The sequence below is a fragment of the Streptomyces hokutonensis genome (assembly GCF_042751305.1).
In the GTDB taxonomy this organism is placed as follows: Bacteria; Actinomycetota; Actinomycetes; order Streptomycetales; family Streptomycetaceae; genus Streptomyces; species Streptomyces hokutonensis_A.
The window spans coordinates 168,603-186,655 of the sequence record NZ_JBHYWD010000006.1 but is presented as its reverse complement, the minus strand read 5'-3'; the positions used below and the strand labels follow the sequence as shown (position 1 = coordinate 186,655).

Sequence of the window (18,053 nt, the reverse complement as noted above, 5' to 3'; positions counted from 1 at the left end):
CGTTCCTTTCCTACGACAGCTGCTGACGACTCCGACAATTACTGACGGACCGTCACTTGCCGTATCCGGCCGATGAGTTCGCCCACCCCGTGCTTCTTCAGCACCCCGTAGTGGTCGCCGTCGAGATCGACGACGGTGGGCGGCTTCGCGGAGTATCCGGAGCTGTTCTCGAGGAAGGAGTAGTCGTCGCCGCGGGCCTTGAAGACCGTGACCGGCGCCTCGATCCGGCGCTCCCGGAGCTCGCGGAAGCTGTACTCGAACTCGTAGGTCGCGGCGACGATCCGGGTGATGCGAAGAATCGTTCCTTCATCGAGTGCGGGGAGCCTGTCGTGGACGAAGGACACGAAGGAGTCCTCATCCGTGACCTCCCGCAGGCACGCCTGCACGACCGGTCCGTGCGCGGTGCCCGCGAAGACGGAGAACAGGATGGCGACGTAGGCCGGGTTGGCGAACGAGGCCTCGCGGCCCCACCGCCGGCCGTCCTCCGTACGCACCTCGGGGTTGCCAGGGCAGATCAGCAGCAGGTTCTCGACCTTCTCGCCGAACTGCTCCAGCTGCCAGGCCGCCTCGAAGGCCACCCGGGCGCCGAAGGAGTACCCCCACAGCGTGTACGGCCCGGACGGCTGGACCCGGCGGATCTCCGCCACGTCCGCCATGGCCATCTCCCGGATGGAGCCGTGGGGCACCTCGCCCGGGTTGATCCCGTGGGCCTGGACACCGGTCACCGGACGGTCCAGGTCCACGCCCTGGGCGAGCAGCCGCAGGTTCATGGGGTAGCCGCCGAGACCGGGCCAGCAGTACACCGGGGACTCGGCGCCCGCGGTGTGCAGCGGCACCAGGCGGGAGGCGCGCCCGGGGGTGCCGTCGTCGACACGGGCGGCGAGCTCGGCCAGCCTCGGCGACTCGAAGACGACCTGGAGCGGGAGAGAGGTGTCGAACTCGCGGTTGATCCGGTTGACGAGCGCCACGGCGTGCAGGGAGTTCCCGCCCGAGGCGAAGAACTCGTCCTGGGTGGAGACGTCGTCGTACTTCAGCATCCGGCCCCACTCGGCGGCCAGCCACCGTTCGGTCGCCGTCGCGGGTGCCACGTACGCCGTCGCGGTGCGCTGCGCGGTCACCTCCGGCAGCCGGGCCGCGGCCTTGGCGTCGATCTTCCCGTTCGCGGTGAGCGGCAGTTCGTTCACCACCACCACGCGGGCCGGGATCATGTAGTCCGGCAGGAACCGCGCGAGGTCGTCACGGATCATCTCCGCCGGGCCCTTGGTGTGTACGGCGTCCTCGCTCATCCCCTCGTGCGCGGCCTGCCCGGCGCTGATCCGGCCGCCGACGAAGAAGTACGAGGCCTCGGCGGCCGGGACCCCGGCGGCGGCGAGCAGTTCGTCCAGGCGGCGGGCGGCCGGCAGCGGGTTGCCCGTCTTCGAGGAGTAGCCGGAGGACATCAGGCCCATCCCCGGGACGCGCTGGAGGCGGTGCAGCAGCGTGCCCAGCACGAGGTAGCGCTGCCAGTCCTGGCCAGCCCGGGAGACGGCGCTGATGCCGAACGCGGCCCGGTCGTACACGCCCTGGTTGATGGCGATGACATGGCGCCGCTCGACCGTCTCCGTGCCGATCCGGTCCAACTGCCCGTCCCGGTACCGGTACAGGCCCTCCCCCAGCCCCGCCACCCGGTCGCCGTGCGCCTGCACGAACAGCTCCACCTGGTCCGGGCGCGGCCTGCCGTGGTCGGCGGTGATCTCGAAGGTGCCGAGGTAGCGGTCGCCCTCGGCGGCGTCGAGCCGTGCCGTGACGCCGGGGTCGTAGCCGACGGGGCCGATGGTCAGGCCGTACCCGGGCAGGATCTCCTCGAAGACACCGACCATGTGGCCGGCCTCGAACTCCAGCACCTCCACGATGTTGTTCTTGTAGACGGGTTCGATCGCCCGCGTACGGCCCAGGAAGTGCACCCGCAGTACAGGACCGGTGAGTTGCTCGCCGAGGTCGCCGACGCGGACGAGGGTGTGGTCGGCGGGGTGGTGGTAGTAGACGCCGGACAGCCCGAACAGGCCGTCGATCTCCAGGTACGTCTGGGTGGCGTACAGGGCGCCCGGTGAGGCGTAGGCGTACTTCGGCAGCAACCGCTCCGCGCTGCGGAACGGGCCGAACCAGCGCAGGAGTTGGCCGAACTCCTCCAGGGTGAGCCGGGTGAGTGCGCGGGGTTCGACCGGTGTACGGGGGCGGGGGGCGAGGAGGGCCAGGACATCGTCGGCGGTGACGGGACCGCCGTCGTAGAACCGGTAGGTCTTGCGGGCGAACGTCTCCCGGCGCTGCTCCGCGGTGGCCGACTCGCCGGGCAGCGCGACGACTTGACGACCGGTCAGCTCGTCCCGGCTCCGCACCCCCGGGTCCGAGAGCTGTGCCTTCACCTGGAGCTTCGACGCCTTCGACTGGTGATGGGCGGCGTCGCTGCGGCCCTGGTCCATCACCGCGGCGGTCCGCTCGTTCAACTCCACCGCCGCCACGAGGGACTTGCTCCCGGTGCGCGGATCGTCGGTGACGACCGCGGCGGCGCGCCGTACCCAGGTGTGCTCCTCGATGCGGGAGGCAACCTCCTCCAACTCCACGCGGTAGCCGCGCAGTTTGACCTGGTTGTCGGTGCGGCCGGTGAACTGGATGGTGCCGTCCGCGTTCCACATGCACAGGTCGCCGGTGCGGTACAGGCGCTCGGTCGGGTTGAACGGCGAGGTGACGAACCGCTGGGCGGTGATCTCGGGCAGGCCGATGTAGCCGCGGGCCAACTGGACCCCGCCGATGAACAGTTCGCCGCTCTCGCCGATGTCGACCGGCTGTCGGTTCTCGTCGAGGATGTAGCAGGTCACGTGGTCGGCCGGGACCCCGACCGGCAGGATCCCGGCGGACGCCTCGTCGAGGACGTCCGGGTCGACCCAGTGCGAGGTGGCGTTGATCGTGGTCTCGGTCGGCCCGTAGAGGTTGACCAGGGACACCGCGGGCAGCGCCGTGAACAGGTCCTTGGCGAGCGTGGCGGTCAGGGCCTCGCCGCCGGAGAAGAGCCGGGTCAGCGAGGTGCAGGCGGTCAGCTCCTCGGTGTCGACGAGCGCCTGGAGCAGGGTGGGCACGCCCTGGAGCGCGGTCACCCGGTGCTCGCAGATCATCGTGATGATGGCCTCGGGGTCCCGGAAGAGCCCCGGGCCGCCCATCACGACCCGGGCGCCGACGGCGCTGGCCAGGATCTCCCACTGCGCGGCGTCGAAGCTCATCGGCGTCTTCTGCAGGATCGACGCCCCGGGGCCGAGGTGCCCGCAGTCGGCCAGCCAGCGCAGCTGGGAGACGATGCTGCGCTGCTCGATCATCACGCCCTTGGGCCTGCCGGTGCTGCCCGAGGTGTAGATGACGTAGGCGAGTTGGTCGCCCCGCGACTCCGGCAGCGGTGCCGTCGGCTGCCCGGTGGCGTCGGCGAGGGTGACGACGGTGGTGCCCCCGGGGACGAGGGCGAGGGCGCGTTCGCGCAAGTGGGGCTGGGTGACGACGACTTGGGCCCCGGAGTTCTCGACCATGTACCGGAGCCGGGCTTCGGGGTAGTCGGGCGAGAGCGGCAGATAGGCGGCGCCGGCGGCGAGGATGCCCCACACGCCGGTCATCAGGTCGGCGGACGGCTCGGCGTAGAGGCCGACGCAGGTGTCCGGTGTGACGCCGAGCGCGGCCAGATGGGCGCCGAACCGGTCGGCGCCGTCCGTGAGTTGGCGGAAGGTGACATCGCCTTCGGAGGTGGTGAGGGCGATGTCGTCGGGACGCAGTCGGGCCTGGTGGGTGAGCAGGCCGCGCAGCGACGCGGGCTTGGAGAACACGCCGGTTATCGGTGGCTGGGTGTTCATGCGGTGTCGGATCCCCCCGGATTGATTGGTGTGTCGCTCAGACTCTGCTGGCAGCGCGCGCGGGCGGCACGGGTGCCGGCGGCTTGCTGCGGTTGCGTGGCTGGGCGAGGACGACGGCGGCCACGACGGCGACGGCGCCGACCAGTTGGAGCGGGCGCAGGGTCTCGTCGAGGAAGAGGTAGCCCAGGACCGTCGCGCACAGCGGCGAGGCGAACGAAAGGAACGAGGCGGCCAGCGCGGGCAGCCGGGACAGGCCGCGGAACCACAGCACATAGGCGATCAGCGCGCCGATGACGCCGAGGTAGAGGTACCCGCCGATGTTGCCCCAGGTGAGGTGGTCCGGCAGGTCCTCGCTCGCGAGCATGACCGGCAGCAGGACCAGACCGCCGACGGTGAGCTGCCAGCCGGTGAAGGTGAGCAGGCTGACGTCGTCGGGGCGGCCCCACTTCTTGGTGAGCACGATGCCGGAGGCCATGGACAGGGCGCCCAGGAGCCCGGCCATCACACCGATACCGTCCAGGCCGGCGTGCGGCTGCAGCACCAGCAGGGCGACCCCTGCGGCGGCCAGCAGACAGGAGCCGACGTGCAGCGGCCGGATCCGGTCCTTCAGCAGCAGCGAGCCGAGCAGCAGCACGATCATCGGCTGGATGGACATCACCAGGGCGGCCACTCCGCCGGGCAGGTGGTAGGCGGCCAGGAACAGGAAGTAGAAGAACGCGCCGATGTTCAGCACACCGAGGACGACGGCCCGCCACCACCACACACCGCTGGGCAGCTTCCGCGTCATCAGCAGCAGGATCAGTCCGGCGGGCAGCGCGCGCAGGGTGGAGGCGAGCAGCGGCCGGTCCGGCGGCAGGAACTCGGTGGTGACCAGGTAGGTGGATCCCCAGACGGCGGGGGCGAGCGCGGTGACCGCCGAAGTCGCCGCGATGCGCTGGCTGTTCACTTGACGGCTCCGGAGTCGGTGGTGCCGAAGAACCGGTCGCCGAAGTCGCCGATGCCGGGGATCATGAACGCGTGCTCGTTGAGCCGGTCCTCGATCGCGCTGGTGACGATCCTGACGTGCGGCCGCTCGGTGGCGACCCGGCGCAGTCCCTCGGGGGAGGACAGGAAGTTGACCATGATGATGTGGTTCTCGGGCACACCGGCGTCCCGCAGGACGTCGATGGCGGCGATCGCGGAGCCGGCGGTGGCCAGCATCGGCTCCAGCAGCAGTACGTGCCGCTCGGCGATGTCCGCCGGAAGGTGCTGGTAGTACAGGTGCGGCAGCTTGGTCCGCTTGTCGCGCTGGATGAGGATCTTGCCGATCCGGATGCCGGGATGGACGTGGCGCAGCTCGCCCTCCATGGCCTCGCCGGCCCGGATGACGGGCACCGCGCAGATCTTCGTGGCGAATTCGAGGCCGTGGAAGGTGGTGCCGACCGGTGTGGTGACGTCCTTCTTGGTGAACGGCAGCAGATCCAGGCCGGCTTCGAGCAGCAGGCGGATCACGCGCCGCGAGTAGAAGACGAAGTCCTCGCGGGGGCAGTCCCGGTCGCGGATGATCGTGTGGATGGCGCGGAGCTGGTCGGTCTGCGGAAGCAGGTGCACATTGTGGCCCGTGGTCACGGGTGACTCCTCTGGGTCCGGTGAGATCGACGGGAACACGGAGATGACCGGGGAGAACGGGACGACCGGAGGGGTGTCCCCTCGCCCTGCGGTCGCCCCGACGTCTTCGAACCGGTCAGCCGATCTCGTCGAACGCGCGCCGGGCCTCCGCCAGGAACTTCGCGACCTTCGCCCGGTCCTTGCGCCCGTCGGGGCCCTCCAGGCCGGTGTGCGCGTCGACGGCGGCGGGCCGGACGGCGCGGATCGCGTCGCCGACGTTCTCCGGGTTCAGCCCGCCGGCCATCATCAGCGGCTTGGGCGAACGGCGGACCAGCTCGGCGGAGACGTTCCAGTCGTGCGTGAGCCCGGTGGCCCCCTTCGCGCCGGTCCGCGGGTCGAAGGTGTCGGTGATGTACATGTCCACGAAGGGGTGCGTCTCGTCGACGAGCCGCAGCAGCTCCTCCGCGTTGTCCGCCTTGACGACCAGCGACTTGAGGACGAACAGCTCCGGCCGCAGCTCCTTCAGCCGGCGCAGCTCCCCGGTCTCCACGTCACCGTGCAGCTGTACGGCGACGACACCGAGCTCGTGGCAGAAGGCGCTGATCTCCTCCGCGTCGGTGAGGTAGCTGATGAGGACACCGGCGTGCGGTTCCTGAAGCCCCTTGATGATGGCGGCGGCGTCCTGCTCCGGGATGTCGTCCTTCCCGGACGGCAGGCGCAGCGCGAACCCGATCCAGTCCGCCCCCTCGCCGATGATCATGTCGGCTTCGGCGGCGTCGATGATGCCGGCGACCTGGACGAGCTTGTTGACAGTGGTCATGAAGACCAACCCCCCTTGTTGTCACGGCCGTTCGGTCGGCCGTGGATCTGTGTGCCGCGGACAGCCGGAAACGCCCCACGTTCCCGGCCCCCGCCGATGTCAGCGGCCGTACGTCTCGCTGAAGCAGGTCAGCGAACGGTCCCGGCGCCCGGGATGGCGGCGGGACTCGGCCGGGTGGCCGAGCGGGACGAGCAGGGCGATGTGCAGGTCGTCCCGGCCGTCGATGCCGACGGCCTTCTTGACCGCGTCCTCGTCCCAGCCGTTCATCGGGCTGGTGGCAAGCCCCGCGGCCTCGGCGGCGACCATCAAGAACGAAGCGGCGATCATGGCGTCCTTCACCGCGTACTCCCGCTCCAGACCGCGCTCGCGCAGGTCCTCGTGGAAGAGACGCGCGTCCTCGGGCGAGGCGGCGGCGAACCGCTCGGACCACGCACCGCCGCGCCGCGCCGTCTCCCAGACGTCACCGCGGTCCTCGCGCCAGGCGCCGGACTCGGCGACGAACACCAGCGTCACCGGCGCCTCCTGGGGATGCGGCTGCCCCCCGGTGGCCTCGGTCAACGCCTGGCGACCCTCCTCACTCGTCACCACGACGACGGACCGGGCCTGGAGATTGAAGCTGGACGGAGCCTCCAGAGCCAGCTCGACCAGCTCGCGCAGCAGCGGGGCCGGCACCGGATCGGGCCGGTAGTGGCGGATGCTGCGGCGGGACCGGATGACCCGGGACACCGTGGCGTGATCCGTCGCGAGCGACTCCACAGACATGAGACCAAGTCCTTCGACGTCGAACTATCTGACATCGAGAGGTTATGTCGTGGACTAGGGTGCGGTCAAACAGTTTGTTGTCGAATTAATGTGGCTGAAGCAATAGTGAACAGGAGGTGACCCCATGAGCGATGCCGTCACCCGTGACGCGGTCGACGACTTCATGGGCCAGTGGGCCGCCCAGCGCACTGACCTGGACCTCGACGCCATGGGCACCATCGGCCGCGTCCTGCGGCTTTCACGGCTGGTCAACACCCGACTGAAGGAGTACTTCGCCCAGTACGACATGGAGACCTGGGAGTTCGACGTCCTCGCCACCCTGCGCCGCAGCGACCGGCCCCTGACCGCGAAGGCACTGGCCTCCAGCGTCATGATCGGCTCGGCAGCCCTCACCAACCGCGTCGACCGGCTCGTCGCCCACGGCCTCGTCACCCGCGACTCCGTCCCCGGCGACCGACGCAGCCTGCACATCGCGCTCACGGACGCCGGGCGCGACCTCGTCGACCGCGTGGTGGAAGGCCACGTACAGAACCAGATCCAGATCCTCTCGGCCCTGGAGGGCACCGACCGCGACGAGCTGACCCGGATGCTGCGCACCCTGCTGATCTCCCTGGGGGACACCCGCTGAGCGACCTCGGCGAAGGCCGGTTCAGGCGTGCGCCGGCTTCCCGTCCCCGTACAGCCAGTCCTTCCAGATCCTCCCGAAGTCCTTCCCCGGCGCCATCCGCTCCACGTACGCCGTGAACTCCGCGGTGTCCGCGTTGCCGTGGCGGTGGGCGGCGGCCCAGCCCTGAACGATGTCGTAGAACCGGGCGTCGCCCACCGTCTGCCGGATCTTGTGGAGCACCATCGCGCCACGCTCGTACACGGGACTGTCGGAGATGTGCGCGGCGGAGCTGGGCCGGGCGGGCGGAAAGGCCCAGACGGCCTCGCTCTCGGCCGGGTCGTCGAAGTAGGTCCCGTCGTAGAGCGCGTCGAAGGCCTCCTGGGCGGTGTCGCCGCCGTGGTCCTCGTCCCAGAGCCACTCCGCGTACGTCGCGAACCCTTCGTTGAGCCACATGTCCCGCCACGTCTTCGGGGTGACGGAGTCGCCGTACCACTGATGGGCGAGCTCGTGGACGAGGGTGGCGGTGTCCGGGGCACCGGGAAAGAAGGGACGGTTCTGGGTCTCCAGCGCGTACCCCGCGTCGCCACGCCGGTCGACGATCGCACCGGTCGACGAGAACGGGTACGGGCCGAAGTTGTACTCCTCCCACTCCATGATCTCGGGGATCTTCGCCAGCACCTTGCGGCTCGCGGCCGCCTCCTGCGGGTCGACCGCCACATAGACGGGGAGGCCGTCGCTCATCGTGGTGCGGGTGATGTCGTAGTGGCCGATCGCGACCGTGGCCAGGTATGTCGCCATGGGCTGGGCGGTGTGCCAGCTGTACGTCGTACGGCTGCCGCTGGTCGTCTCCGTCCTCAACTCCCCGTTGGAGACGGCCTGCAGACCCTTGGGGACGGTGATCGCGATGTCGTAGGTCGCCTTGTCGGAGGGATGGTCATTACCGGGGAACCACGCCATCGAGCCGACCGGTTCACCCAGCGCCAGCGCACCGTCCGCCGTACGCAGCCAGCCCTCCTCCGAACCGTCCGGATCGGTGAGCGTCTCCGGGGCGCCGGAGTAGCGGACGACCGTCTCGAACGTCCCGCCCTTGGAGAGGGCGGACGACGGCCGGACCGTCAGCTCCTGCCCCCTCCGGCTCCAGCGGGCGTCCCGTCCCCCCACTGTCAGCGACTCGACCGTCATGCCCTTGAAGTCCAGGTGAAAGGACGAGAGTTCGGCGGTGGCCCGGGCCGTGATCGTCGCCGTGCCGGTCAGTCGAGGCGCGTCGGGGGTGTAGGCGAGGGTCAGGCCGTAGTGGGTGACGTCGTAGCCGCTGTTGCCGGCCTTCGGGAAGTACGGGTCGCCCAGCCCGGAACCGCCGCTCGTGCCCCGGGCACCCGACCCCGTGCACGCGGTCAGGGCAAGGGCCAGCGCACAGGCGACGACCGCCGGAACAAGGGGTACGGATCGGGGCACGTCCGCGATCCTATGAGCCCGGTGCTCGTACGCTCGGCTGCATGCCCCGCTCCGCCAAGAAGCCCCGCCGACTCGTCGCCGACGGACGCGTCTACCTCTGGAACCTGCGCCACAGCCACACCGACGGTCAGCCCATGGGCTGCGTCCACACCCTCACCCTGCGTCCCCAGCCGGCCGGCACCGGTGGACCACTGCGCATCGTCTTCGTCGCGGGACCGGGGCGGTACGTCCCGGGCGGCGCCCCCCTGGGCTCCGGGGACGTGGGGTACGTCCGGGGAGCCTCGCTCAACCTGCACGAACCCGGCGCCGTCCGCGCCCTGCTCGACGCGGCGTCGGCCCAAGGCCGGCTGCCGCGACCGGAAGAACCGCAGGCCGTGGAGGTCGACGGCTGGTCCCTCCTGGAGGCGGCGGCCGCCGCACAGGACAAGAACGGGGACAGTCCCACCGGGCCGGGTGAGTGATCGCCCCAGCCGCCGTCCGCCGTCCCGAACCGTGACACCATCATCCACGTGCTCGACATCGGCTACGCCCTCTCCAACCGCTTCCCGGACCCCCCGCAGACCGACTACCGGCGCGCCGACGTCCACGCGCTGCGGCACGACCTGTTCTGCGGTGACGTGTATCTCGCCGACACCAAGGCGGACCGGGAGGTGGCCACGGCCTGGGGCTGGGTGCCGGTGCTCGACTTCGCGTGGGCGCTGTGCGACATCGTGGAGCGGATCGACCAGGACCCGGCGGGTTCGCGGGCGTCCCGCCCCCAGCGGGCTGAGCTGGACTTCACCGAGTCCACGGACCGGATGCTCTTCGAGCGCCGCTTCGGCTGGGTGGACGTGGAGGCCGACTGGATGCGGCGCGACGAGGAACCGCTGACCTTCTCGCACACCGAACTCCGCCGCGAGGCACGGGACTTCCTGCACGACCTGATCGCCGACCTGGTCGACATGCACGACGCGCTCGGCGAGAACCCGGCGATCTGGACGCTACAGGCGAAGTTCCCCCGGGTGCGGTGAGCTGTAGGTGCCCCCTGGGGGCTGCACCCCCAGCCCCTCACCCCTCCACCCGAATCCCCATCTGCACCGCCAACACCGGCGCCAGATCCAGCAGTTGCCCCATGCTGATCACGGCCCCCGACAGCCGGTCGATGCCCCGCGTGATCTCCAGCTCGGCCGCCCCGCGCAGATCCACGTCCGTGAACGTCACCCCCGTGAAGTCCACACCCTTGAGCGCGCAGTCCACGAACTCGACCCGCTCCAGCCGGGCATCGAGAAAGTCCGGCTCAACGAGCACACACCCCTCGAACACCACATCCCGGAGCCGCGCCTTGCGCAGATTCAGGTAGTCGATCTTCCCGCCCCGAATCACGACTCGCTCCAGCACGGCACCGTGCAACTGCACACCCCCCATCCTGGCGTCGACGATCTCGACATCACGCAGGGTCGACTCCGCGAGGTCCGTGCCGACACCCCGTATGCCGGTGAGGACCGAGTCCAGTACCCGCGCGTGGTGCAGCCGCGTCTCGTCCAGCGCGCAGCCGGTCAGCGCGCAGTCCATGAACCGGGCGCCCCCGCCGTCCTGCCCCGCGAAGTCCTCGTCCCTGATCTCCAGCCCGTCGTAGTCCCCGTCCGGCTCCAACTCCCCACCGCCGTAAGCCTCCAGCGCCGGCAACCGCACCTCCGGCCGCCGCGCCCCCTTCACTCCACCCGTCCCGCCAGCCGCTCTCCTCGCCATGCCCCCATCCTGCACCCCACCACTGACAACGAGGCCGGCGGACCCTTGACCTCAAGCACGCTTGAGGTCGAAGAGTGGCCCCCATGCATGCCATACGACTCCACACCTTCGGCCCGGCCGACAACCTCACCTACGAATCCGTCGACGCCCCCTCCCCCGCCCCCGGCCAGGTCCGCATCGCCGTAGCGGCAGCCGGAGTCCACCTCCTGGACACCGTCCTGCGGAAAGGCGAACAGGGCCCGCTCCCCGAACTCCCCACCCTCCCCACGATCCCCGGCCGCGAAGTCGCCGGAGTCGTCGAGTCACTCGGGGAGGGGGTCGCCGACCTGTGGCTCGGAAAGCGGGTGGTGGCCCACCTCGGATTCGCACCCGGCGGCTACGCGGAGTCGGCCGTGGTCGACGTCGACCGAGTGCACGAGATCCCCAAGAACCTGGACTTCGCTCAGGCGGTGGCCATGATCGGAACGGGCCGCACGGCGATGGGAATCGTGCAGTTCACCGACCTGAGCAGCGACTCCGTGGTCATCATCCCGGCCGCCGCAGGAGGTCTGGGCACCCTCCTGGTCCAGTACGCCAAACACGCCGGCGCCACAGTGATCGGCCTGGCGGGCGGCCCCGAGAAAACAGCCCTCGCAAGGGCGAACGGCGCCGACCTGGCCGTCGACTACACAACCCAGGAGTGGCCGGAAAAGGTAAAGGCCTGGCTGGGAGGCCGACACGCAACCACGGTCTTCGACGGAGTGGGCGGAACAGTAGCCCGCAAGGCAACCGCCCTACTCGGCCCCACCGGCCAACACATCATCTTCGGCTGGTCGAGCGGAGAACCGTACGAAACCGAACGAGCATCCACACGAGTCCTGGGCCCCGCGATGATGCAGAAGGCCGGCGGCCCGAGCCCCATCCGCACCCTCGAACTCCGGGCCCTCACCGAGGCCGCCGAGGGCCGACTGGTCCCGGCCGTACAACGGTTCCCACTGTCCGCCGCGGCAGACGCGCACCGCGCACTAGAGACCCGGCGGACGACCGGAAAGGTGGTACTGGAGCCATGACCACCCCCAGCAGGCCCGCGGATGCGATACATCCCGATTCATGGTCTTCTGAGCAGATGAGCGTCACCCGAACAGGTGAATCCAGCACGACGGCCGCGGAGCCCGACCCCCGGCGCTGGTGGGGCCTGGTGAACATCGCGCTCCCCTCAGCACAGCACGACCTGGGCATGTCCGACGGCAACCGCTGGGGGCACCTCCCACGCCCTTAAGGCAGTGGGGGAGGGTCATCACCACCTACATCGGCTTCGCCGGCGCCTCCGCACTGGGCGGCGCGGCCACCACCTCCGGCATACTCTTCGGCGCCCGAGCCCTGACAGGCACCGGTGAACGAGGCGGAGTCGGTGAACTGATCAGCCGCGTACGGCGCGAAGGTGCCGTGTCGGGGGGTGTCCGCCCGCAGCGGTTGGCGCGTCAACACCCCCAAAATCTTGCGAGACCGATTCCGCGCCGTTCCGAGGACGGACACCCCCCGGCGCGGCACCGACCCACACCAAACGCAAGGCGACTCACCCACACGCCCGCAGGTCTCAATGGCGCCCGGCCACCCGATCCGCGATCCGCGCCAACCGAGACGACTCCGCACCATGCCCACCGAGTTCACGCCGGTCCGCCGCACGATAGGTCGCGTACATCCCCTGCACCCCCAGCCAACGAAACGGCTCCGGCTCCCACTTCCGCACCTTGTGACCGACCCACGGAAGGCGGGTGAGTTCAGTAGCGCCGCCCTCCCCGGAATCCAGCCGAACCAGATCCCGCAACGTCCGCGCAGCGAGGTTGGTGGTCGCAACCCCAGAGCCGACATACCCGCCGGCCCACCCCAGCCCCGTAGCCCGATCCAAGGTCACCGTCGCACACCAGTCACGCGGCACCCCGAGCACCCCCGACCAGGCATGCTCGATCCGCAGCCCGGCGAGCGACGGAAAGAACCGCACAAGAATCTCCCGCAACGCGTCGACGGTCGCAGCCTGCGTCCGCCCGTCGTTGTCGGTCTTGGAGCCGAACCGATAAGGCACCCCACGCCCGCCCAACGCGATCCGCCCATCGGCGGTCCGCTGCGCGTACATGTACGCGTGGGCCATATCGCCCAGCGTCTCCAGCCCACCCCACCCCACCGAAGCCCACTGCTCCTCACTGAGCGGCTCGGTGGCGATCATCGAGGAGTTCATGGGCAGCCAGGTCCGCCGCTGCCCCTTGAGACTCGCGGTGAAGCCCTCCGTACACCGCAGAACATAGGGCGCACGCACACTGCCGTAAGGCGTGACAGCGCACCGGGGCCGGATCTCGGTCACCGGCGTCGACTCGTAAATGACTACGCCCAACGCCTCGGCGGCCGCCGCCAGCCCCTTCACCAGTTTCACCGGATGCAACCGAGCCCCGTGCGGAGTCCACGTGGACCCGACCGCGTCCGCAACGCGAATCCGCTCTGCGGTCTCACGGGCGCCGTACAACTCGCGATCCTTCTCGCCGTACGACAGCTCGTGCTCGTGAAAGGCCTTCAGCCGAGCCAACTGCGCAGGCGTACAAGCGACTTCGAGGACGCCACCCCGATGGATGTCGGCCTGGATCCGCTCCGCCTCCGCGACCTTCACGACCTCGGCAACGGTGTCGTTCATGGCCTTCTGCAACCGTACGGCGGCTTCGAGCCCATGGAGTCTGGCGTACCGGTCCCGCCCGGCGATCCCGTTGTACAGCCACCCACCGTTCCGCCCCGAGGCGCCGTAACCGCAGAACTTCTGCTCCAGGACGGTGACTCGAAGAGAGGGATCGGCCTGCTTCAGGTAATAAGCGGTCCACAGCCCCGTGTACCCGCCACCCACGATGACGACGTCGGCGGAGGCGTCACCACCGAGAGGCTCCCGCCGCGAGGGAAGCCCGTCGTCCGCGTACCAGAAGGAAACGCCACCGTTCACGACACCGCTGACCGAACCGCTTGCCGAGCTGCTCATATCCGGACGCTAACCCCTGAAGGCGGCCACTGTCTCCTTCGGATTCCATGCTTTTCCGCACCCCCTGACCAGCGGATAACACGCCAGACCGATCGCCACGGAGGTGAAATGCCCGAGATCGGTGAACGTCCGATGGGTGGCCAAGGGCACCCCGTAAACGGCCACCACAACCACCAGATACAGATACCGCCAAGGGGCAGCGATCCGATACACCAGCACCCCCACCACCCCCGCCAGCGCGTAACTCACCCCGATGTCAAGGGTGTCGACAGACGACTGCGGCGCCATCCCGTTCTTCACGGCCCACAACAGCGCCCCCTCGCTGATCAGCGAGGCAAGCACATGCGCGGCCACACACACCATCAGCCACCGCGCGGTCCCCAGCCACCGCTCCGCCTGCGCGTGGAACACCGTGTAGAGCACGGCGTACGGCAGCCAGCGCCCCCCGTCGATCCACATCGCGCTGGCGAACAGCACCCGCACCGGGTTGTTGGACAGCTCGTGGATGTTGGTGGACCGCTGCCGCAGGAAGTCCTGCTCGAAATCCGGCGACATATGGTGCATGGCGACCGTGGTGACAAAGAGAATCCCCAGCCAGACATACGTGCCGGGAGCGCTGCGGACGTAAGTCCACACCCTGTGGAGGCCCCGGATAATTCGCATGAGCCGATTCACGCACGCAAGTATCGTCCGAGGCGTGATCGACATTCCGGCCGGGCTGGCCCTCTCCCAGGAGAGCTTCAACGGCGAGGCGGGCCGAGCCTTCATCGCCGAGCTCCCCCACCGGGCGGCCGACTTCCTCTCCCGCTGGTCACTACGGCTCGACGGCCCCTCCCACTACGGCATGTGCGCCCTGGTCCTGCCCGTACTGCGCGCCGACGGAAGCCGGGCCGCGCTGAAACTCCAGTACCTGGACGACGAGACGGCAGGCGAACCGATCGCACTGCGCACCTGGGCCGGCGAAGGCGCCGTAAGACTCCTGAAGTACGACACCACGACCGGCACCCTGCTCCTGGAACGCCTCGACGCGACCCGCGCCCTCACCCACGAACCGGACACCCGCGCCGCGACCCTCGTCATCGCGCGCCTCCTGGCCCGCCTGACGACGGTATCCGCACCACCGGAACTGCACCGACGCCTCGGCACACTGACGACGGCCATGCTGGAACGAACCCCCGCCGCCCTCCCCCGTATCCCGGCCCCCTCCGACCGACACCTGATCGAGGACTGCGCGGCGGCGGTACGCGAGGTGGCGACCGAGCCGGGCGACAGGCTGCTGCACTGGGACCTGCACTACGACAACGTCCTGGCCGTAGCCGACGCGACCCATGACGACCGCGGTCCCTGGCTGGCGATCGACCCCAAACCACTCGCGGGCGACCCGGGCTTCGAACTCTTCCCGGCCCTGGACAACCGTTTCGACCCCGACGAAATCCGTTGGCGCTTCGACGCGATGACCGACGTGATCGGTATCGACAGGGCACGCGCGCGGGCCTGGACGCTGGGCCGAGTACTGCAGAACACGCTGTGGTCGATCGAGTCCGGCGGACAACCGGCACCGGACCACCTGGAGATCGCCCGCCGCCTACGCGGCTGACCGGCCACCACTCGGTACAACCCCTGGTTGTGGCTGTGCGGCGGGTCGGTTGTTTGACCAGTGGTGGAGGCACTCGCTTGGATCGCTGAGGTCAACGAGGGGTTGTCCGGCGGACTTCGGCAGAGGGAGTGCAGGTGGCGAGGCGAGCGCTGGGCCGGCAGTTCGGCTGGCTGTGGGCGGCGTTCGCGGTCAGCTCGTACGGCACCGGCCTGGGCTTCGGCGCCTTCTCCGTGCTGGCGATCCGCGTACTGCACTCCGGCCCGACCCAGGTGGCGGTACTGGCCGCCTCGGGCCGGGCGGTGGGCTCACTGATCGCGGTGCCGCTCGGCCCCTGGGTGGAGTTCCGCCGCAAACGGCCGGTGATGATCGCGATGGACCTGACCCGTTTCGCGGGCCTGCTGAGCATCCCCGTCGCGTACGCGCTCGGCGCGCTGACCTTCGCCCAACTCCTCCTCGTCTCCATCACCGTGGCCGCCGCGAACATCGCGTTCAACGCGGCGAGCGGGTCGTATCTCAAGTCCCTCATCCCGCCCGAGGACCTACTCGTGGCGAACGCCCGCTTCGAGTCCACGACCTGGACCTCGACCATGCTCGGCCCCCCGCTCGGCGGGGCGGCGATCGGCCTGTTCGGCCCGGTGACGACCGTAGTGGCCGACGCGGCCAGCTACTTGCTCTCGGCCCTCGGCATCCGAGCCATCGGCGGAACGGAACCGCGCCCGGAGCGAACCGGCGCACCCCGACTGCGCGCGGGCGACCTGCTGGACGGCTGGCGCTACATCCTCGCCCACCCCACCCTGCGCCCCCTGCTCCTCAACGCGATGACGGTCAACGGCCTGATCATGGCGTCCGAGCCGCTGCTCGCCGTACTCCTGCTGGGCCGTCTCGGATTCGCGCCCTGGCAGTTCGCGCTCGCGCTCGCGGCCTCCTCCGGCGCGGGCGGCTTCATCGGCTCACGCCTCGCGCGCCCGCTCGCGGCCCGGTTCGGCGAGCGAAGGGTGCTGCTGACCTCCGGGGCGCTGCGCGCGTGCTGGCCGCTCGGACTGGCGTTCGTCGGCCCCGGGATCCCCGGCATGCTCCTCGTCGCCGCCCTCCAACTCGCCATGGTCACCTGCATCGGCGTCTTCAACCCCCTCCTCGCCACCGCCCGCCTCACTCAGACCGCCCCCGACCGCGTGGCCCGCACCCTCACCGCGTGGTCGGTCAGCACCAGCGCGGCGATCGCGCTGACGACGGCCGCGTGGGGATGGGTGGCCGCGGCCACGACCCCCCGCACCGCGATCGCACTGGCCGGAGTCCTCCTCCTGGCCAGCCCCCTCCTCCTCCCCCGCCGCGAGCCCGCGGAGCGGGACACGGACCCGAGCCCGTCTTCTACTCTCTCCGCATGATCCGCACCGCGAACCCCACGGACATCCCCGTCATCCACGCCCTGATCCGCGAACTCGCCGCCCACGCAAGGGAACCCCAGGAGGCGAGGGCCACCCCGGAACAGCTCCACGAGGCCCTCTTCGGCGAACACCCCGGCGCCTACGCCCACATCGCGACCGACGACACCACCGGCGAACCGGTCGGCTTCGCCCTGTGGTTCCTCAACTTCTCGACCTGGCGCGGAGTCCACGGCATCTACCTGGAGGACCTCTACGTCCGCCCCACCGCCCGCGGCACCGGCCACGGCAAGGCCCTCCTCACCGAGCTCGCCCGCATCTGCGCGGCCCGCGGCTACGAACGCCTGGAGTGGTCGGTCCTCAACTGGAACACCCCGTCGATCGCCTTCTACGAGTCACTGGGCGCCCGTCCCCAGGACGAGTGCACGGTGTACCGGCTGACGGACGACGCGCTGACCACACTGGCCGGGACCTGAACGCACTGGCAGAAAGCCGAACGCATCACCCCGGCGAGCCGCGCCAACTCGTCCCGGCCCAGCCCGGGCACCCGCCTGTGCTCCCCGAAGTCCGGGATCCCCGCATCCGCCGGCCGCAGCCGGCCCCGGCCCCGGCTCGACTCAGCCGTGGACGGGGAAGGCGCTCACGACGGTCCCGGCGGCGCCGTTCCGGCTCTCGTCCCGACTCTCGTCCCGGCCCTCGTCCGCGGCGATGAACGCGCTCGCGGTCAGCTGCGGGCCGTCGTGGGCGGACGCGGCGGCCATCAGCCGGGCCGCCGACTCCGCACCGGTCTCCGGCGGGATGATCAGCAGGTCCCGGCGACCGTTGCCGTAGGAGAGCAGCAGGAGCTTGTGCGGGTCGAACTCCGTGAACCAGCCGGCCTTGACGACATGACCGGCCACGGGAACCTTGCGGGGGATGTCCGGCCAGTAGGTCGGGTTGACGGCGACGCGGGTGATGCGGCCCCACAGGGGGTCCAACACGGCGGTCAGGGAGGGCAGTTCGCTCAGCAGGTCCCGGGAGCGGGGCCACCAGGCGCCGTCCAGGAGGCCGGTGGCGGCGCCGTCGCTCTTCAGGGCGAGCCGGGCGGCCGGGGCCGCGGCGGGCCGGGGGCGCGGGAGGGTGGGTTGCACGGTCGCCGACATGATGCGGACCCGTCTCCGGGCCGCCTCTGCGGCAGCACGGGTTTCGTCACTCGCCGAGGACGACCCGGTGCGGAGGCCGGTGTGCGAAGTGCCCTCGGTACTGTCCACG

17 protein-coding genes are annotated in these 18,053 nt (G+C 70.1%); 7 read left to right on the top strand and 10 right to left on the bottom strand.

Going from position 1 to position 18,053, the window contains the following annotated elements:
* Positions 1–38: 38 nt before the first annotated feature.
* From ACFXC1_RS18345 to ACFXC1_RS18325, 5 genes are all read right to left on the bottom strand, one after another.
* Positions 39–3,869, bottom strand: coding sequence for a non-ribosomal peptide synthetase family protein (locus tag ACFXC1_RS18345; protein ID WP_381243877.1), 3,831 nt, complete (start codon positions 3,867–3,869; stop codon positions 39–41).
* Positions 3,870–3,906: 37 nt separating this feature from the next.
* Positions 3,907–4,815 carry an EamA family transporter gene (locus tag ACFXC1_RS18340; RefSeq protein ID WP_381243875.1) on the bottom strand — a complete coding sequence of 303 codons (909 nt, stop codon included), beginning with the start codon at positions 4,813–4,815 and terminating at the stop codon, positions 3,907–3,909.
* Entirely contained in the window at positions 4,812–5,477 is a 666-nt protein-coding gene (gene upp / locus ACFXC1_RS18335; RefSeq protein ID WP_381243873.1) for a uracil phosphoribosyltransferase, read from the bottom strand. Before upp ends, ACFXC1_RS18340 begins: the two co-directional genes overlap by 4 nt.
* A gap of 115 nt (positions 5,478–5,592) precedes the next feature.
* Complete coding sequence (locus tag ACFXC1_RS18330) at positions 5,593–6,276, bottom strand: phosphoribosylanthranilate isomerase (RefSeq protein WP_381243872.1); 684 nt, start codon at positions 6,274–6,276, stop codon at positions 5,593–5,595.
* A 99-nt stretch (positions 6,277–6,375) separates the two neighbouring features.
* Positions 6,376–7,038: a nitroreductase family protein gene (locus tag ACFXC1_RS18325; protein ID WP_381243870.1), complete on the bottom strand. Its 663-nt coding sequence runs from the start codon at positions 7,036–7,038 to the stop codon at positions 6,376–6,378.
* 124 nt (positions 7,039–7,162) lie between these two features.
* Between ACFXC1_RS18325 and ACFXC1_RS18320 the strand changes: the two genes are divergently transcribed.
* The gene (locus tag ACFXC1_RS18320) at positions 7,163–7,666 is read left to right on the top strand and encodes a MarR family winged helix-turn-helix transcriptional regulator (protein WP_317881579.1); all 504 of its coding nucleotides are present in this window, start codon (positions 7,163–7,165) and stop codon (positions 7,664–7,666) included.
* Positions 7,667–7,687: 21 nt separating this feature from the next.
* Here ACFXC1_RS18320 and ACFXC1_RS18315 read toward each other — a convergent pair whose 3' ends face one another.
* The gene (locus ACFXC1_RS18315; protein WP_381243868.1) at positions 7,688–9,100 is read right to left on the bottom strand and encodes a M1 family metallopeptidase; all 1,413 of its coding nucleotides are present in this window, start codon (positions 9,098–9,100) and stop codon (positions 7,688–7,690) included.
* A gap of 41 nt (positions 9,101–9,141) precedes the next feature.
* Here ACFXC1_RS18315 and ACFXC1_RS18310 point away from each other — a divergent pair, with 41 nt between their 5' ends.
* Positions 9,142–9,561 (top strand): hypothetical protein, encoded by a 420-nt coding sequence (locus ACFXC1_RS18310; RefSeq protein WP_381243866.1) that lies wholly within the window; start codon positions 9,142–9,144, stop codon positions 9,559–9,561.
* A gap of 48 nt (positions 9,562–9,609) precedes the next feature.
* Positions 9,610–10,110 (top strand): hypothetical protein, encoded by a 501-nt coding sequence (locus ACFXC1_RS18305; protein ID WP_201055965.1) that lies wholly within the window; start codon positions 9,610–9,612, stop codon positions 10,108–10,110.
* A 37-nt stretch (positions 10,111–10,147) separates the two neighbouring features.
* On the opposite strand, the gene ACFXC1_RS18300 is transcribed toward ACFXC1_RS18305, so the two are convergent.
* Positions 10,148–10,828, bottom strand: a complete 681-nt coding sequence (locus tag ACFXC1_RS18300; protein ID WP_381243863.1) for a pentapeptide repeat-containing protein — start codon at positions 10,826–10,828, stop codon at positions 10,148–10,150.
* Between the two features lie 83 nt (positions 10,829–10,911).
* On the opposite strand from ACFXC1_RS18300, the gene ACFXC1_RS18295 reads away from it, so the two are divergent.
* Complete coding sequence (locus ACFXC1_RS18295; RefSeq protein ID WP_381243861.1) at positions 10,912–11,877, top strand: zinc-binding dehydrogenase; 966 nt, start codon at positions 10,912–10,914, stop codon at positions 11,875–11,877.
* A 527-nt stretch (positions 11,878–12,404) separates the two neighbouring features.
* Here the strand turns inward: ACFXC1_RS18295 and ACFXC1_RS18290 are convergent.
* Together ACFXC1_RS18290 and ACFXC1_RS18285 are read right to left on the bottom strand one after the other, a co-directional pair.
* Positions 12,405–13,823 carry an NAD(P)/FAD-dependent oxidoreductase gene (locus ACFXC1_RS18290; protein ID WP_381243860.1) on the bottom strand — a complete coding sequence of 473 codons (1,419 nt, stop codon included), beginning with the start codon at positions 13,821–13,823 and terminating at the stop codon, positions 12,405–12,407.
* 9 nt (positions 13,824–13,832) lie between these two features.
* Positions 13,833–14,486, bottom strand: coding sequence for a rhomboid-like protein (locus ACFXC1_RS18285; RefSeq protein ID WP_381244308.1), 654 nt, complete (start codon positions 14,484–14,486; stop codon positions 13,833–13,835).
* Between ACFXC1_RS18285 and ACFXC1_RS18280 the strand changes: the two genes are divergently transcribed.
* From ACFXC1_RS18280 to ACFXC1_RS18270, 3 genes are all read left to right on the top strand, one after another.
* Entirely contained in the window at positions 14,485–15,420 is a 936-nt protein-coding gene (locus ACFXC1_RS18280) for an aminoglycoside phosphotransferase family protein (protein WP_381243858.1), read from the top strand. The genes ACFXC1_RS18285 and ACFXC1_RS18280 overlap by 2 nt on opposite strands.
* Positions 15,421–15,554: 134 nt before the next feature.
* Positions 15,555–16,805: an MFS transporter gene (locus ACFXC1_RS18275; protein ID WP_381243856.1), complete on the top strand. Its 1,251-nt coding sequence runs from the start codon at positions 15,555–15,557 to the stop codon at positions 16,803–16,805.
* The gene (locus ACFXC1_RS18270; protein ID WP_381243854.1) at positions 16,802–17,278 is read left to right on the top strand and encodes a GNAT family N-acetyltransferase; all 477 of its coding nucleotides are present in this window, start codon (positions 16,802–16,804) and stop codon (positions 17,276–17,278) included. The genes ACFXC1_RS18275 and ACFXC1_RS18270 overlap by 4 nt, the downstream gene beginning before the upstream one ends.
* A 141-nt stretch (positions 17,279–17,419) precedes the next feature.
* Here ACFXC1_RS18270 and ACFXC1_RS18265 read toward each other — a convergent pair whose 3' ends face one another.
* Complete coding sequence (locus tag ACFXC1_RS18265; protein ID WP_381243852.1) at positions 17,420–18,052, bottom strand: DUF5994 family protein; 633 nt, start codon at positions 18,050–18,052, stop codon at positions 17,420–17,422.
* Position 18,053 lies beyond the last annotated feature (1 nt).

Bases quoted from the DNA above. Each gene is read 5' to 3' on its own strand.
- ACFXC1_RS18345 (WP_381243877.1), bottom strand. From the start codon at position 3,869: ATGAACACCCAGCCACCGATAACCGGCGTGTTCTCCAAGCCCGCGTCG.
- ACFXC1_RS18330 (WP_381243872.1), bottom strand. From the start codon at position 6,276: ATGACCACTGTCAACAAGCTCGTCCAGGTCGCCGGCATCATCGACGCC.
- ACFXC1_RS18325 (WP_381243870.1), bottom strand. From the start codon at position 7,038: ATGTCTGTGGAGTCGCTCGCGACGGATCACGCCACGGTGTCCCGGGTC.
- ACFXC1_RS18320 (WP_317881579.1), top strand. From the start codon at position 7,163: ATGAGCGATGCCGTCACCCGTGACGCGGTCGACGACTTCATGGGCCAG.
- ACFXC1_RS18310 (WP_381243866.1), top strand. From the start codon at position 9,142: ATGCCCCGCTCCGCCAAGAAGCCCCGCCGACTCGTCGCCGACGGACGC.
- ACFXC1_RS18300 (WP_381243863.1), bottom strand. From the start codon at position 10,828: ATGGCGAGGAGAGCGGCTGGCGGGACGGGTGGAGTGAAGGGGGCGCGG.
- ACFXC1_RS18295 (WP_381243861.1), top strand. From the start codon at position 10,912: ATGCATGCCATACGACTCCACACCTTCGGCCCGGCCGACAACCTCACC.
- ACFXC1_RS18290 (WP_381243860.1), bottom strand. From the start codon at position 13,823: ATGAGCAGCTCGGCAAGCGGTTCGGTCAGCGGTGTCGTGAACGGTGGC.
- ACFXC1_RS18280 (WP_381243858.1), top strand. From the start codon at position 14,485: ATGAGCCGATTCACGCACGCAAGTATCGTCCGAGGCGTGATCGACATT.
- ACFXC1_RS18285 (WP_381244308.1), bottom strand. From the start codon at position 14,486: ATGCGAATTATCCGGGGCCTCCACAGGGTGTGGACTTACGTCCGCAGC.
- ACFXC1_RS18270 (WP_381243854.1), top strand. From the start codon at position 16,802: ATGATCCGCACCGCGAACCCCACGGACATCCCCGTCATCCACGCCCTG.